Source organism: Mycobacterium sp. NGS54 (genome assembly GCF_059812465.1).
The window spans coordinates 595,074-609,856 of the sequence record NZ_JCALCS010000002.1 but is presented as its reverse complement, the minus strand read 5'-3'; the positions used below and the strand labels follow the sequence as shown (position 1 = coordinate 609,856).

The window sequence follows — 14,783 nt, the reverse complement described above, 5'->3', positions numbered from 1 at the left end:
GCTGGGGATTGATGCCACTTGCACCTTCGAGCGGACGACGGGATTCGAACCCGCGACCCTCACCTTGGCAAGGTGATGCGCTACCAACTGCGCTACGTCCGCGCGCAACGGGCGAGATCGTCGCCCGTCGCGAAGGACGACGATAGTCCACCTGAGCGGGCACGCACAAATCTCTTGGTTACGTTGCGGCTCTAGGCTAGCGCGGCCGGCGACGCACGCGGCGAGTTCGGCGCTCTGCGATTCGTGCTACCCTTCGACGTCGTCCGCCCCTCGGCGCCGGGTCCCGTGGCTCAGTGGAAGAGCGTCCGCTTCACACGCGGAAGGTCGCTGGTTCGATCCCAGCCGGGACCACCCTGCTGACCTGCACGAACACGGCTTGTGCACTCTGTGATTGGTTGGATCCGTCCAATTCTTGGTACACCCACGATCCTTGGCGGACAAGACAATCCGTTGCGCCGGCGAGCCCTTGGCCGCAACCACTATCGAGGTTCGATCACCGACACCGTGTTGTCGCCGCCGTTGGTGACGTAGACGGTGTGGGTGCCAGGGTCCACCGCCACCCCGCCCGGGTGCTTGCCGACGGGCACGGTGGCGGTGACGGTGCACGTCGAGGCGTCGATCACCGACACCGTGTTGTCGCGGTTGTTGGCGACGTAGACGGTGCGGCTGCCCGGATCCACCGCCACCCCGTCCGGCTGCTTGCCGACGGGCACGGTGGCGCTGACCGTGTGCGTTGAGGCGTCGATCACCGACACGGTCCCGTCGCTTTCGTTGGCGACGTAGACGGCGTGGGTGCCCGAGTCCACCGCCAGCTCGCCCGGGCGGTTGCCGACGGGCACGGTGGCGGTGACCGTGCGCGTCGAGGCGTCGATCACGGTTACCGTGTTGTCGAATTGGTTGGCGACGTAGACAGTGTGGCTGCCCGGATCCACCGCCACCCCGACCGGGTGCGTGCCGACGGGCACAGTGCCGACGACCGTGCGCGTCGAGGCGTCGATCACCGACACCGGCAGCGCGGGGCCGCTGTTGGCGACATAGACGGTGTGGCTGCCCGGGTCTACCGCCACCCCGGTCGGGTGGTCGCCGACGGGCACGGTGGCACTGACGGTGCGCGTCGACCCGTCGATCACCGTCACCTTGTTATAGGCGCTGATGACGTAGACGGTGTGGGTGCCCGGATCCACCGCCACCCCGACCGGGTCCTGACTCTTGCCGACGGGCACGGTGGCGGCGACGGTGTGCGTCGAGCCGTCGATCAGCGCCACCGTGCTGTCGTCGACGTTGGTGACGTAGGCGGTGTGGGTACCCGGGTCCACCGCCACCCCCGACGCCCACTTGCCGACGGGCACCGTGGCGGTAACCCGGTAAGTCGGCGGCGTCTTGCTGCATCCGGTGACGCCGATGGTGGCAACGGCGAGCAGCACGAGCGCTGTCGCGGCGGTCGCGATGGATAGCGCCGCGATTATTGCGTTCTTCATATTTGCTTTCCTTTCCGCCGAACATGTCCGGGCTGGGATGCGCGATGGCGCGGCTGTTGTGGTCAGTCACGCCAAGGCTGCGGTGGGCGCCTTGCGTGTTTCTTGCTTGACACATCAGCCCGCCGCCAGCTTCACCACCTCGGCGTTATCGCGGTCGGTGACGTAGACGGCGCCGGACGTGTCCACCGCCACCCCCCAAGGCTCGCCGAGGCCGGCGAACGGCAGCACAGTTTGGGTGTTCGACCCGGCCGCGAGCTTCACGATGCGCTTGTTGGCGGAGTCGGCGACGTAGACGGCGCCCGCCTTGTCCACCGCTACGCCGTGCGGGCCGCCGACTCGGCTGAAGCCGGTGAACGGCAGGACCGTTGGCGTGTTCGACCCGGCCGCCAGCTTCATGACCTTGTCGAAGTCGACGACGTAGACATTGCCGGCGGTGTCTACCGCAAGCCCGCCAGGGTCGCCGATGCCGGTGAACGGCAGGACAGTTGGCGTGTTAGACCCGGCGGCCAACTTCAGCACCCGATTCTTGCGGTAGTCGGTGACGAATACATCGCCCGCGGCGTCGACCGCGACATCGCGCGGGCCGACACCGGAAAACGGCAGCACGGTCGGGGTATTGGAGTCTGGCGCCAACTTCAACACTCGATTGGTTTTGTTGTCGACGACGTAGGTGCTGCCGGCCGTGTCGACCGCCACGCTCTCGGGGAAGCCGAGGCCGGTGAACCTCAGGTCGGTTTGGGTGTTGGACCCGGCCGCCAGCTTGATGACCCGGTTGTGGTGGTTGCCCGAGGTGTTATTGACGACATAGACATTGCCGGCGGTGTCCACCGCCACGGCCCAGAGATCGTCGAGGCCGGTGAACGGCAGCACCGTCTGCCGGCACGCCGGCGGCGCCGGTGACCGCGCCGACGAGAGCTTCACGACTCTGTTGTTTTGGCCGTCGGCCACATACACATTTCCGGCGGAGTCGACCGCCGTACCCTCGGGGCCGGTGAGGCCGGTGAACGGCAGCGCCGTCTGGGTGCACGATCCGGCCGCCAACGTCGCCGCGGCGTTGTTGAAATAGTCTGTGACAGAAACCCTTCCGGCGGTGTCCACCGCCACCCCGATCGGGCCTTGGAGGCCGTCGAATGGCAGTACGGCCTGGGTGGTCGCCCCGGCCGGCAGCTTCACCACCCGCTTGCTGCCGAAGTCGGCGACGTAGACGGTGCCCGCGCCGTCCACCGCGACACCGCGCGGGAGAGCGAGGTGGGTGAATGGCAGCACCGTCTGGGTGGTCGACCCGGCGGCCAACTCGACCACCCGAGCATTGAGGTAGTCGGCGACGTACACGGCGACGGCCGAATCCACCGCCACGCCGTCCGGGCCGTTGAGGCCCGTGAACGGCAACACCGTCTGGGTGTGGGACCCGGCCGGCAGCTTCACCACCCGGTTGTTGTGGTCGTCGGTGACGTAGACGGCGCCGGCTTTGTCCACCGCCACGCTGTCGGGGTAGTTGAGCCCGGTGAACGGCAGCACCGTCGGGCTGTTCGACCCGGGGGTCAACTTCACCACTCGTTGGTTGCCGCTGTCGGCGACATACACCGCGCCGTTGGTATCCACCGCGACGCCGGCGGGGTGGTTGAGACCGCCCAGCGGCAGCACGGTTTGTTGGGGCGCCGGCGTCGACCGCGGCGACGAGTGGCACGCGGTGACGCCGATGACGGCAACGGCAAGGGCGACGATCGTGGCGTTTGCGCGTCGCCGCCACAGCCGCTGGTGCGGTCGCACGCTACTTCTCGCCCGGGTAAGGCACCGCGCTGATGACCGCGCCGCCGTTGAGCGGCGGTCCCAGCAGAACGTTGGTGGTGCCGGCGGCGGGGTCGTACTCGAGCAGCGACTGGGCGGGTCCGCAACCGGCGACCGTGGCTTTGAGGTCGAGGTTGCCGCCATGGACGCCGATCACGTAGATGCTGTGACTCGGATCGACGTTGGGCACCGCCACCTTGGACACCGTGCCATCGGGGTTGAGCTTGCCGAGGTGGATGGCGCCGCATCCGCCCGCGTACTGGACATAGGTGCCGGCCGGCAGTTGCCATGCGCTTATGTCGCCGGTGTCGTGCGACGCCGGGTCCGTTATCGGCGCGGTCAGCGCGGTCGGGGCCGAACCGTCGATGGGGACCAGCCAGAGCCGTCCGCGCTGGTTTGCCGCAGTGCAGTTGGCGAGGACGGTTTTCGCGCCGGTGTCCCACCATCGCACCGGTGAGCAGCTTCCTCCCGTAGACGACAGCTCCTTACCGACTGTTCCGTCGTTACCCATCAGAGCAAGGCCGGAGGCGGTACCCAGCACCAGCTGCGTGCCGTCCGGGGTTGAGAGGTACTGACCGTTGAAGGCACTTGAGAGCTTGTCGGTCGGATAGGTCAGCTGCGGATTGCCGGCCAGGTCGACCCGCATCAGTTTTTTGCCCACTGTCAGCAGCAGCGCCTTGCCGTCGGGGCGCGTGAAGCGAGTGGCGACAGACGAGTCGTTAACGGTGAACGTGGTGCGGGTGCCGTTGTGCAGGTCGAGCTCGGTGATCACCGTCGATTTTTCGGGACCCGCGGAGGCCCAAAGGGCGTGGCTGCCGTCGCCCGACCACTCGACCCCATGGGGTCCAGCCTTCGGTGGGAAGGTGGTGATCGCGTAGCGACCGCCCACCGGGTCGACGAGGTACAGGGTGACGGGGACCGTGTCGGGCGCCGGCGAGCCCGGAGGTGGCGACACGCCGGGAGGCACGCTCGCGGCCGGGCTCCACGTGGCGAGCATCCAGCCCGGACCGACTTGCGACCATGGCACGTCGCCGATCGATTTCTCGACACCGTGAGCCGCCATCTCGGTAGCCGCGGTCGGCACGGATGTCGCGGGGTTACCCGGCGCTTGGTGCGATGCGGTCGCATCGTTCGACGAGCAGCCGGCCGCCAGAACCGCGGTCAACGCGATGAGGCCTGCGCGCCGTCGCCATGTCCGCCCTAGGGCTTCGTGGCCGCCGGTGGGGTGGCGCGAACTTGCGAGCATTTCGGTTCCTTTCCCGCGAGCGGTAGGTGGTCGGGAGCAGTCACCGCAACGATGTCGCTGATACCTTGCGTGATTCTTGCGCGGTTCTTGTGCGCCGCCGGGACATCGCGCGAAATACCGCAGTAGTCAAAGGATTCAAGCCGGCCGGGCATCCCAGTACCGACAGCCGCAGTGCCCACCGACCTTCTCGGGCGGCGCGCTCGGCGATGCGGTAATGTCCTGACCGACCGAGCATGGAACTGGCGTTCCGCGTGGGTGCGGCTCGGCGTGTCGACTTCGGCGGTGGCGGTAGGGAGGAGATGGCGGGTGTATCGACTCTTCAAGAAGGTGTGGATCCCGCTACTTCTCGTCGTCGTCGTCGCGCTCGGTTCCTATGTCGTGCTTCGGGTCCGCGCCAGTTTCGGAGCCACCGCACACGCCTCCAGCCACGACGCCAACGCCGACGACACGAAACCGTTCAACCCGAAACACATCACCTACGAGGTCACGTCGCCAACGGGGGGCAGCGTCAGCGCCAACTACCTCGACGAGAACGGGCAACCCCATCTGGTCGAGCACGCCCCGCTGCCATGGTCGTACACGATCGTGACGACCCTGCCGTCGATGTCGGCCAACATCGTCGCCCAAGGTGACAAAGGCCTGCGCAACATCCGATGTCGGGTCGTCGTCGACGGCCAAGTCCGCGACGACCGCACCATCGACGAATACGAACCCTTCATCTACTGCCTGGTGAAATCCGTATGAGTAACGAACCTGGCTCTCGCTCCCGCATCGCCCGGATGATCCGCGTCCTGGCGGTGCCGATCATCCTGCTCTGGCTGCTCGTCGCGCTCGGCACCACGTTGTTCACGCCCTCGCTCGGCGACGTCGCGGGCAGGCACTCGGTGCCCATGACCCCTCGGGACGCGACCGCGTTCAAAGACATGATGAAAATCGGCCACAAGTTCCAGGAGTTCGACACCGACTCCACGGCGATGGTCGTGCTGGAAGGCGACGACAAACTCGGCGACAGCGCGCACGAGTTCTACAACAAGATCGTCGCCAAGCTCAAGACCAGCAAGCATGTCCAGTTCCTGCAGGATTTCTGGAGTGACCCGCTGACCGCCGCCGGCTCCCAGAGTCCGGACGGTAAAGCCGCCTACGTGCAGGTCTTCCTCGACGGCGCGCAGGGCACCACGCCCGCCCACAGGTCGGTCGCCGAGGTCCGCAAGATCGTCAAAAGCGTCCCGCCGCCGCCGGGGGTCAAGGCCTACGTGGCCGGTAACACCGCGCTCAATACCGACACGCTGATCGCCGCGCACAACAGCATGGAACTGATGACGATGGTCACGATCGGCGTCATCTTCGTGATGCTGCTGATCATCTATCGCTCGCTGAAGAACGCGATTTTGGCGTTGATCCTGGTCCGCTTCGAGCTCTATGCCGCGGAAGGCATCGTGGCGACGGCCGGGAACCTGGACATCATCGGTCTGACCCCGTACGCCGTCAGCATGGTCACGATGCTGACCATCGCCACGGGAACCGACTATTTCATCTTCCTGTTGGGCCGCTATCACGAAGCCCGATCCCGTGGCGAGGATCGAGAGCAGGCGTACTACAGCGCCTACAACGGCGTGGTGCACGTCATCCTGGGGTCGGGTCTGACGATCGTGGGCGCCTGCTTGTGCCTGACCGCGACCAAGCTTCCGTACTTCCAGACGATGGGCATCCCGTGCGCCATCGCCCTGGTGGTGACGATGCTGGCGGGCCTGACGCTGGCTCCCGCGTTACTCGCGGTCGCGTCCAGGTTCGGTTTCTTCGATCCGAAACGTCAAGTGTCGGAACGAGGTTGGCGCAAAGTCGGCACGATGGTGACGAGGTGGCCGGTACCCATCATCGTCGTGGCGTCCTTTGTCGCGATTATCGGTTTCGTCAGCCTGACGACCTACGTCCCGACTTACAACGACAGGAAGTTCACCCCGCCGGACATCGCGGCGAACGTCGCGCAGACGGCGGCCGAGCGGCACTTCAGCCCGGCGCGCATGAATCCGGAATTACTGATGGTCGAGGCCGACCATGATCTGCGCGATCCGGCGGACATGCTGATCATCGACAGGATCGCCAAAAGCGTCTTCCATGAGCGCGGCATCGGGCGGGTGCAAACCATCACCCGCCCGCTCGGGGCGCCGATCGAGCACAGTTCGATCCCCTTCGTTATCGCCATGAACAGTTCCAGCACCCTGCAAACCGCGAAATTCATGAACGACAGCATGGCGTCGATGCTCGAGCAGGCCGACGAGATGGGCCGAACGATCAGCGTCATGCAGCACATGTATGGCGTCATGCAGCAGATGACGGCCACGACCCACAGCTTGGATGGCCGAACGCACGACCTGGTGAACACCACCAACGAGCTGCGGGACCGCATCGCCGACTTCGACGACTTCTTCAGGCCCATTCGCAGCTATTTCTATTGGGAGAGACACTGTTTCGACATTCCCATGTGCTGGTCCATGCGCTCCATCTTCGATGCGCTCGACGGCATCGACGAGCTTTCCGACAAATTCGCCGGCCTCACAGTCGATTTCGACGCCCTGGACCGGTTGATGCCACAGCTGCTCGCCGACTTTCCCAAGACCATCGAGTCGATGCAAAGAATGCGCGACTTCATGCTGTCCACCCACAGCTCCATGGCGGGCATCCAGCGCCATATGCAAGAGAACGCCGAAGGCTCCACGATGATGGGGAACTACTTCGACGAAGCCAAGAACGACGACAGCTTCTACCTTCCGCCTGAAGTCTTCCAAAACCCCGACTTCAAGCGCGGTTTGAAAATGTTCGTCTCGCCCGACGGTAAGGCGGTCCGGTTCATCATCACCCACCAGGGCGACCCCGCCTCGGTCGATGGGATCCGCCACGTGCAGGGCATCAAGCAGGCGGTCGCCGACGCGGTCAAGGGAACTCCGCTGGAGTCTGCGAAGGTCTCGCTGGCCGGCACCGCCTCGATGTACAGCGACATGCAGGACGGCGTGAAGATCGACCTGACGATCGCCGGCATCGCGACGCTGATCCTGATCTTCTCGATCATGCTGCTGATCACCCGGAGCCTGGTGGCATCCCTGGTGATCGTCGGTACCGTGCTCGCGTCGCTGGGCACCGCGTGCGGTCTGTCGGTGCTGCTCTGGCAGGACATCCTCGGGGTGGGCCTGCAATGGATCGTGCTACCGCTGACGGTGATCATCCTGCTGGCCGTCGGGTCCGACTACAACCTGCTGCTGGTCTCTCGCCTCAAGGAGGAAATCCCGGCCGGCCTCAACACCGGCATCATCCGGGGCATGGGAGCCTCCGGCCGGGTGGTCACCGCGGCCGGCCTGATATTCGCGGCGACCATGGCGTCGATGATCGTCAGCGACCTGGTGGTGATCGGGCAGTTCGGCACCGCGATCGGGTTGGGCCTGCTCGTCGACACGTTTATCGTGCGGGCGTTCATGACGCCGGCGATCGCCGCCGCGCTGGGCCGCTGGTTCTGGTGGCCGCTGGACACGTTCGCCATGAGGAAGAGGCAGGCCGCTGAGCCGGAGCCGGAGGGTGACACCGCGCCCGTCCCGCAACTGACGGGGGTGTAGCGCAATGGAATCGAAGCTCCGCCAGCGCACGGAGGGCCGGCTGGACCGGTCCCGCGATCCCGCGATCCTCAACGCCGCCCTGGCCGCGCTGACGGAGCACGGGTACGACGCCACGAACATGGACGACATCGCGGCGTGCGCCGGCGTCGGCAAGGCCGCGATTTACCGGCGGTGGTCATCGAAAGCGGCGCTGATGACCGACGTCCTCGTCTACTGGCGGCCCGATCTGTGCACCGATGACGTCCCCGACACCGGCAGCTTGGCCGGTGACTTGGACGCCGTCGTCGAGCGCGCGGTGCGCAACGACAGCGAGTTGATCACCAACGATTTGGTGCTCCGCGTCGCCCTGGAAGCCACCCACGACCCACAGCTCGCCGAGGCCCTCGGGGACCTGCTGTTGCTAAAGGGCAGGCGCATAATGTCGACGATCCTGGCCCGCGCCGCGGAGCGCGGCGAAATCGCCGCGGACCGCGACTGGTCCCTGGTCGCCGACGTGCTCACCGCGACGAGCTTGTTCCGGGTGCTCAACGGACAAACCGTCGACGCGGGTTTCTTCCGGCAGGTCATCGACACCCTCGTTCTTCCCGCGCTGTCCAGGTAGAGCGCGAGAGCCGTAACAATTTCGTAATGAGGAAAACGACCGCCCCGGCTATCCGGCGGAGCGGGCGTTGCGCCGGCGGAAATAATCCGTCCAAGACACGACGTCGGGATGCTGCTTCAGCAAGGCCCTGCGCTGGCGCTCGGTCATCCCGCCCCAGATCCCGAACTCGAGTTTGTTGTCGAGCGCCTCGGCCGCGCACTCCCGCAGCACGGGGCAGTGACGGCAGATAACCGCAGCCTTATGTTGTGCGGCGCCCCGCACGAACATTTCGTCGGGATCTGATTCTCGGCACAACGCCTTCATGACCCAGGCGCGATCGTCCGCCTCCACGGTGCGCGGAGCGCTGTCCACGGGCACAAGACTGATTGGCCGCACGGCCGTTATTGATCCTGGCAACGAGCTATCCCTTCGTACCGGCCGGCCGAGCGCAAGCTCTGCGACCGCCTCCCTGAGCATGCTGGGATGAGCGCCACATCGTGCCCGTGGATGTGACCTGAATCCCCCCAGCAACCAAGTTAAGCGATTCGGCATCGATTGCGCAACGTTTTATGGCACATCCGTACCTTTTTATTGATCGGTGCGCCGGGCGAGCCCGTGCCACAACGCGCACCGCCCACTCCGACCGAAATCGTGATCGACTAGTCCCAGCCGCTACAGACCAACAGACAAGGACGGTGGACGATGGCAGCCAACCAAGAGGGCATCGGCGTGCTGAAACTCGAATGCCCGCAACGCCACCCCGTGGGCCGGATCCTCAAGGAGGCCCCGCACCAGTCGGTCATGTACGACCCTGGCGCAATGGCTGGAGAACGCCGATTCTGGCCGAACGAGGAGGACCAGCCACAGTTCAAGACGCACTGCCGCTTCTGCGACAAGCCGGTGGGCGAAGCCACGACCACGCTGCAGGGCCAATTGGCGACGCTGGTCGCCGACGCCTCGCAGACCATCGGAACCGTCACGATGCAGTTCGTCTAGGAGCGTTACAGTCTGGGGGCGAGATGTTAAGCGCGCACGCGTGAGAGGAGCCCCGTGGCGACACCGGACGACACCCCCCGTCCTCCCGACGGCGACTGGCTGGGCACCCCGTACCTGACCTTCGAGCGCCAGGGGCCGATCGCGGTATGCACGATCGACCGCCCCGAAGCGCGCAACGCTTTGACCCCCGCGATGTACTTCGGAATCCGTTATGCCGTAGGGCGTGTCAACGAGGACCCGGACCTGGCCGGGCTGCTGCTCACCGGAACCGGGGACGTCTTCGCGCCCGGCGGCGACATGGGCGGCGGGGGAGCCACGGACAACTGGATCACCTTCGGCTCGGCCCTGGGCATGGACGTCACGCCGTTCGACGCGGTGCGCACGTCGGCCAAACCCGTCGTCTCCGCGGTCAACGGGCTGTGCCAGGGCGGCGGCATGCAGATCGCGTTGTGCAGCGACCTGTCCGTGGTCAGCGAGCGGGCCACCTTCCGGGTCCCCGAGCTGTTCCGCGGCTTCGCCGACACCTACTACAGCCAGATGCTGGTCCGGCTGATCGGCCCAGTGCGCACCCGCGACCTGATGTTCACCGGCCGCGTGCTGACCGCCACCGAGGCCCTGGACTGGGGCCTGGTCACCCGGGTGGTGCCCCACGACAAGCTGCTCGCCACCGCCAAAGACCTGCTGGCGCAGGTGTGTCGGACCGCGCCGCGCGCCCGCGGCGTCATCAAGGCCAGCATCGACAACTACCTCGGCCTGTACGACCGGATCGGCATGACCGCCAGCCTCACCGACACCGAGGCCCGCGACGGCTTCCGCGCGTTCAAGGAGCGCCGCTCGCCGGACTGGGTGCACCCGGAGCTGCGCGCCGAAGGACGGCTATAGGTCGATCCACTCGCCGTGGGCCGCGACCCGCAGCACACCGCCGATCCCGGCCTGATCGAATGCCGCGGCGAATTCGTCGACGCCCTCGCTGAAGTGCGCCCAGCCGTCGACGTGGGCCGGGATCACCACCTTGGCGCCGAGCACCTCGGCGGCGGCGGCCGCCCGTGCCGACGTCAGCGTCAACGGCCGGCCGTTCTCCTTCGCCGGCACGCGTGCCGCCCCCGCGAACAGGACCGCGACGTCGATCTCGCCGACGCGGTCGGCGACCTGCTTGACCGCGCTCATCGAGGCGTTGTCGCCGCTGAGGTACACGGTGGGCACGCCGGGGCCCGACAGCACGAACCCGGTCACCTCGCAATTGACGTGGCCGCCGGCGTCGCGCTGCCCGTCGGCCGGGCCGTGGACCGCCGGCACCGCTTGCACCGCAAGCGAACCCGATAATTCATACGACTCCCAGGCCGGCACCCCGACCGCCGGCGGGCCCAGCCGGCCGGCGGCGCCGGGATTGGTGAGCACCAGCGGGGCGGCCAGCGCCATCCAGCGGCCCTCGTCGTCCAGGTTGTCGGGGTGCTGGTCGTGGCTGATCAACACCGCGTCCACCGGTCCCAGCGTGTCGGCGCCCACCGCTGGCCCGGCGAGCTTGGTCAGGTAGGCATGCTCACCGGGCGGGTCGAAGGTCGGGTCCATCACGATCCGGCGCCCCGCGATGTCGATCACCGTCGTGGGCCCGCCGAGCACGGTGATCGCGCACTCGCGTCGCCGCGCGTCAAACATTCCGAGCCCTGTCTTGCCAATACGGTTCGCGCAGCGCGGTTTTGAGGATCTTGCCGCTGGCGTTGCGGGGCAGTGACGGCGCGAAGTCCACCGTCCGCGGGCATTTGTAGCCGGCCAGGTGCCGTCGGCAGAACTCGATGATGTCTTGCGCGTCGACCTGCTCGGTGGCCACGACGATCGCCTTGACCGATTCGCCCCAGAAGTCGTCGGGCACGCCGATGACCGCGGCGTCGGCGACGGCGGGGTGCTCGATCAACACGCTTTCCACCTCGGGCCCGTACACGTTCTCGCCGCCGGTGATGATCATGTCCCTGAGCCGGTCCTCGATGTAGACGTAGCCGTCGGCGTCCAGGCGGCCCACGTCGCCGGTGCGCACCCAGTCGTCGTCGGTGATCGTCTCGGCGGTCGCCTCCGGGCGATTCAGGTAGCCGGTCATGTTCTGGTTGCTGCGCACCCAGATCTCGCCCGGCTGCCCGACGGGCAGCACGTCGCCGGTCTCGACATCGACCACCCGAATCTCGGTGCCCAGCACCGCCTTTCCGGCCGACAGCTGAAGGTGGGGCCGGTCGGGGTCGCGATGGTCGTCGTCGCCGAGCGCCGTGACGGCCCCGCACAGCTCGGTCTGCCCGTACACCTGGACGAAGCCGGTCTCGGGCCAGGTCTCCAGCGCCCGGTTCAGCAGCGGCAGCGGCATCGGCGCGGCCCCGTACACGATGTAGCGCAGCCCGGCGAGCGCTGCGGTGGCCGCCTCGCCGGCTTCCAGGAACCGGGCGATCACCGGCGGCACGAAGAACGCGTGGGTCGCGCCGGCGCGCACCGCCCCGATCAACGCCGCGGCGTCGGGCTCGCGGGCCATGATCGTCGGCACCCCCGCCGCGATGCCGAACAGCGCATAGCCGATCCCACCGACGTGGAACAGGGGCATGGCGACGAGATTCGCGTCCCCGTCGGCGAACGGGAACGCCGGCGCGAGGTTCGACGCGTGATTGGCCAGCGCGCGCTGGCTCAGCAGCACACCCTTGGGTCGCCCGGTGGTGCCGGAGCTGTAGATCACCAGCGCCGTGTCGCCGTCGTCGACCTCGGCGGCCTGCGCGGATGGCGCTGCGGCGAGCAGGGATTCGTACTCGTCGTCGATCACCACGACGCGGTCCACGCCCGCGGCTTCGACCGCGGGGCGCAGTTCGGCGCCGACGAACAGCAACCGCGGGCGGCTGTCCTCGAGCACGTGGGCGAGCTCGTCGCCCCTGAGCCGCCAGTTGACGACGGTCGTCACCGCGCCGATCGACGCCGCGGCGAACAGGATCTCCAGGCACGCCGGGTGGTTCTTGTCCAGGAACGCGACGCAGTCGCCGCGCCGCACGCCGGCGGCCTGCAGCGCCCCGGCCGCGCGCCGAATCCGGGATGCCCACTGGGCCCACGTCCACTGCCGCTCGCCGTAGCGGATCGCGATGTCGTCGGGCCGCTGCCGGGCGTGTCGCTCGACCAACCCGGCGAGCGTGCCGTCGGCGTGAGTGTGTTCCACACGTTGAGTGTGCCTTGGCGGCTTTGCGTGTGAGCACGGGGCGGAAATCTGGCCGGTTTCCCGCCGTGGAATCACACGCGACGCCCCAGGCTCACACGCGATGCCCTGGGTTCACGCGCGACGCCGTCGGCGCACACCGGGCGCCGGTGTGCCACGATCACTGCCATGGTCAACGCCGATCGCGCCCGCTCCCGCACCTTCGTCGTGACGGGGGCGGCGTCCGGCATCGGGCTGGCCACCGCGCGGCACCTGCTCGCCGAGGGCGGCACCGTCTTCGGCGCCGACATCGCCGCCCCGCCCGACCTCGGGGCCGACTTCCACTTCGTCACCGCCGACATCACCGACGAGGCCGCGATCGACGCGGTGCTGGCCGCCGTGCCCGACCGCCTCGACGGCGTGTTCCACGCGGCGGGCGTCGCCGGCGGTGGCCCCGTGCACCTGCTCGACCGCAAGGAATGGGAGCGGGTGATCGGGATCAACCTCACCGGTACGTTCCTGGTGGCCAAGGCGGCGCTGGCCAGGATGATCGAGCAACCCCGCGTCGACGGCGAACGGGGCTCGATCGTCACCGTCGCCAGCATCGAGGGCCTGGAGGGCACGGCCGGGGGCAGCTCTTATAACGCGGCCAAGGGCGGCGTCGTGCTGCTCACCAAGAACATCGCGCTCGACTACGGGCCCAGCGGCATCCGCGCCAACTCCATCTGCCCCGGCTTCATCGAAACTCCCATGGCCCAAAACGTTTTCGGCCTGCCCGGGATGGAGGGCCCGCTGGCCTCGATCACCGAGGAGCACGCGCTGCAACGGTTCGGCCAGCCCGAGGAGGTCGCGGCGATGGCGGCGTTCCTGCTCTCGCCCGACGCCTCGTTCGTCAGCGGCCAGGCCATCGCCGTGGACGGCGGCTACACCGCCGGTCGCGATCACGGTGTCGTCAAACTCTTCGGCTTGCCCGACTAGCGCCTTAAGATTCGCGAATGGTCACTCCCGACGAGGCGATCGCGGCGATTCGAGGCACCGGCGGCGCACAGCCGGGCTGTCGCGCGCTGCATGCCAAAGGCACGCTGTACCGCGGCACCTTCACCGCGGCCCCCGAGGCGGCGGGGCTTTCGCGCGCCAAGCACTTCGACGGCTCCACGGTGCCCGCGCTGATCCGCTTCTCCAACGGGTCGGGCAACCCGTCGCAGCGTGACGGCGCGCCCGGGGTGCGGGGGATGGCGGTGAAGTTCACGCTGCCCGACGGGTCCACCACCGACGTATCGACGCAGACCGCGCGGCTGTTCGTCTCCAGCACGCCGGACGGATTCGTCGATCTGCTCAAGGCGATGCGGCCCAGCCCGACGACGCCGCTGCGGATGGCCAAGTACTTCCTGACCCATCCGCGGCTGTTCGGCGCGCTGCCCGTGCTGCGCGACGCCAACAAGGTCCCGACCAGCTACGCCACCATCGAGTACCACGGCCTGCACGCCTTCCGCTGGGTCGCTGCCGACGGCAGCGCCAGATTTGTTCGCTACCACTGGGTTCCGGTTGTGGGGGAAAAGCGGCCGGCCGCCGAGGGCGACGGCCCCGACTTTCTGACGGACGAGCTGAATGCCCGCCTCGCGAGCGGGCCGGTGCGGTTCGACTTCCGTGTCCAGATCGCCGGGCCCAACGACTCGACGGTCGACCCGTCCGCCGCCTGGGAGAGCACGCAGATCGCCACCGTCGGCATCCTGGAGATCGACGGCCTCGACACGCAGCGCGAGCACGGCGGCGATATCGTCGTGTTCGACCCGATGCGTGTCACCGACGGCATCGAACCCTCCGACGATCCGGTGCTGCGTTTCCGCAGCCTCGCCTATTCGGCGTCGGTCAAGCTGCGCACCGGCGTCGACCGCGGCCCCGAAGCGCCGCACGTCTAAGGGCGACTAAGCTTTTC

13 protein-coding genes and 2 tRNA genes are annotated in these 14,783 nt (G+C 67.5%); 8 read left to right on the top strand and 7 right to left on the bottom strand.

All coding sequences use genetic code 11. The features are described 5' to 3' along the window. Window positions 1–29: 29 nt before the first annotated feature. Window positions 30–102: transfer RNA gene (locus AC5Y5E_RS07545), tRNA-Gly, on the bottom strand. A 177-nt stretch (window positions 103–279) separates the two neighbouring features. Here AC5Y5E_RS07545 and AC5Y5E_RS07540 point away from each other — a divergent pair. Continuing rightward, window positions 280–351 (top strand) — tRNA-Val (locus AC5Y5E_RS07540). Between the two features lie 128 nt (window positions 352–479). On the opposite strand, the gene AC5Y5E_RS07535 is transcribed toward AC5Y5E_RS07540, so the two are convergent. From AC5Y5E_RS07535 to AC5Y5E_RS07525, 3 genes are all read right to left on the bottom strand, one after another. Continuing rightward, window positions 480–1,478: a YVTN family beta-propeller repeat protein gene (locus AC5Y5E_RS07535; protein WP_499902355.1), complete on the bottom strand. Its 999-nt coding sequence runs from the start codon at window positions 1,476–1,478 to the stop codon at window positions 480–482. 114 nt (window positions 1,479–1,592) lie between these two features. Then, a complete protein-coding gene (locus AC5Y5E_RS07530; RefSeq protein ID WP_499902354.1) occupies window positions 1,593–3,248 on the bottom strand; it encodes an NHL repeat-containing protein in 1,656 nt (551 codons plus the stop codon). A 1-nt stretch (window position 3,249) separates the two neighbouring features. After that, the gene (locus tag AC5Y5E_RS07525; RefSeq protein ID WP_499902353.1) at window positions 3,250–4,512 is read right to left on the bottom strand and encodes a hypothetical protein; all 1,263 of its coding nucleotides are present in this window, start codon (window positions 4,510–4,512) and stop codon (window positions 3,250–3,252) included. A gap of 306 nt (window positions 4,513–4,818) precedes the next feature. Here AC5Y5E_RS07525 and AC5Y5E_RS07520 point away from each other — a divergent pair, with 306 nt between their 5' ends. Genes AC5Y5E_RS07520 through AC5Y5E_RS07510 form a run of 3 tightly spaced genes read left to right on the top strand, consistent with a single transcriptional unit; the run spans window position 4,819 to window position 8,718 of the window. Continuing rightward, window positions 4,819–5,256 carry an MmpS family transport accessory protein gene (locus AC5Y5E_RS07520; RefSeq protein ID WP_499902352.1) on the top strand — a complete coding sequence of 146 codons (438 nt, stop codon included), beginning with the start codon at window positions 4,819–4,821 and terminating at the stop codon, window positions 5,254–5,256. Then, window positions 5,253–8,117 (top strand): MMPL/RND family transporter, encoded by a 2,865-nt coding sequence (locus AC5Y5E_RS07515; RefSeq protein WP_499902351.1) that lies wholly within the window; start codon window positions 5,253–5,255, stop codon window positions 8,115–8,117. Before AC5Y5E_RS07520 ends, AC5Y5E_RS07515 begins: the two co-directional genes overlap by 4 nt. A 4-nt stretch (window positions 8,118–8,121) precedes the next feature. Further along, window positions 8,122–8,718, top strand: coding sequence for a TetR/AcrR family transcriptional regulator (locus AC5Y5E_RS07510; protein ID WP_499902350.1), 597 nt, complete (start codon window positions 8,122–8,124; stop codon window positions 8,716–8,718). A gap of 48 nt (window positions 8,719–8,766) precedes the next feature. Here AC5Y5E_RS07510 and AC5Y5E_RS07505 read toward each other — a convergent pair whose 3' ends face one another. Further along, window positions 8,767–9,102 carry a WhiB family transcriptional regulator gene (locus AC5Y5E_RS07505; protein WP_499902631.1) on the bottom strand — a complete coding sequence of 112 codons (336 nt, stop codon included), beginning with the start codon at window positions 9,100–9,102 and terminating at the stop codon, window positions 8,767–8,769. Window positions 9,103–9,399: 297 nt separating this feature from the next. Here AC5Y5E_RS07505 and AC5Y5E_RS07500 point away from each other — a divergent pair, with 297 nt between their 5' ends. Both AC5Y5E_RS07500 and AC5Y5E_RS07495 read left to right on the top strand, forming a co-directional pair. Next, window positions 9,400–9,693, top strand: coding sequence for a hypothetical protein (locus tag AC5Y5E_RS07500; protein ID WP_499902349.1), 294 nt, complete (start codon window positions 9,400–9,402; stop codon window positions 9,691–9,693). Window positions 9,694–9,747: 54 nt separating this feature from the next. After that, on the top strand, window positions 9,748–10,575 hold the full coding sequence (locus tag AC5Y5E_RS07495) for an enoyl-CoA hydratase/isomerase family protein (RefSeq protein WP_499902348.1): 828 nt from the start codon (window positions 9,748–9,750) through the stop codon (window positions 10,573–10,575). Here the strand turns inward: AC5Y5E_RS07495 and AC5Y5E_RS07490 are convergent. Both AC5Y5E_RS07490 and AC5Y5E_RS07485 read right to left on the bottom strand, forming a co-directional pair. Next, entirely contained in the window at window positions 10,570–11,349 is a 780-nt protein-coding gene (locus AC5Y5E_RS07490) for an MBL fold metallo-hydrolase (protein ID WP_499902347.1), read from the bottom strand. The two genes, AC5Y5E_RS07495 and AC5Y5E_RS07490, sit on opposite strands and share 6 nt — an antisense overlap. Next, a complete protein-coding gene (locus AC5Y5E_RS07485; RefSeq protein ID WP_499902346.1) occupies window positions 11,342–12,871 on the bottom strand; it encodes a long-chain-fatty-acid--CoA ligase in 1,530 nt (509 codons plus the stop codon). Before AC5Y5E_RS07485 ends, AC5Y5E_RS07490 begins: the two co-directional genes overlap by 8 nt. Window positions 12,872–13,036: 165 nt before the next feature. Here AC5Y5E_RS07485 and AC5Y5E_RS07480 point away from each other — a divergent pair, with 165 nt between their 5' ends. Both AC5Y5E_RS07480 and AC5Y5E_RS07475 read left to right on the top strand, forming a co-directional pair. Next, a complete protein-coding gene (locus AC5Y5E_RS07480) occupies window positions 13,037–13,825 on the top strand; it encodes an SDR family NAD(P)-dependent oxidoreductase (protein ID WP_499902345.1) in 789 nt (262 codons plus the stop codon). 17 nt (window positions 13,826–13,842) lie between these two features. After that, window positions 13,843–14,766, top strand: a complete 924-nt coding sequence (locus tag AC5Y5E_RS07475; protein ID WP_499902344.1) for a catalase family peroxidase — start codon at window positions 13,843–13,845, stop codon at window positions 14,764–14,766. The last annotated feature ends 17 nt before the right edge of the window (window positions 14,767–14,783 follow it).

Bases quoted from the DNA above. Each gene is read 5' to 3' on its own strand.
- AC5Y5E_RS07490 (WP_499902347.1), bottom strand. From the start codon at position 11,349: ATGTTTGACGCGCGGCGACGCGAGTGCGCGATCACCGTGCTCGGCGGG.
- AC5Y5E_RS07500 (WP_499902349.1), top strand. From the start codon at position 9,400: ATGGCAGCCAACCAAGAGGGCATCGGCGTGCTGAAACTCGAATGCCCG.
- AC5Y5E_RS07480 (WP_499902345.1), top strand. From the start codon at position 13,037: ATGGTCAACGCCGATCGCGCCCGCTCCCGCACCTTCGTCGTGACGGGG.
- AC5Y5E_RS07475 (WP_499902344.1), top strand. From the start codon at position 13,843: ATGGTCACTCCCGACGAGGCGATCGCGGCGATTCGAGGCACCGGCGGC.
- AC5Y5E_RS07525 (WP_499902353.1), bottom strand. From the start codon at position 4,512: ATGCTCGCAAGTTCGCGCCACCCCACCGGCGGCCACGAAGCCCTAGGG.
- AC5Y5E_RS07510 (WP_499902350.1), top strand. From the start codon at position 8,122: ATGGAATCGAAGCTCCGCCAGCGCACGGAGGGCCGGCTGGACCGGTCC.
- AC5Y5E_RS07515 (WP_499902351.1), top strand. From the start codon at position 5,253: ATGAGTAACGAACCTGGCTCTCGCTCCCGCATCGCCCGGATGATCCGC.
- AC5Y5E_RS07535 (WP_499902355.1), bottom strand. From the start codon at position 1,478: ATGAAGAACGCAATAATCGCGGCGCTATCCATCGCGACCGCCGCGACA.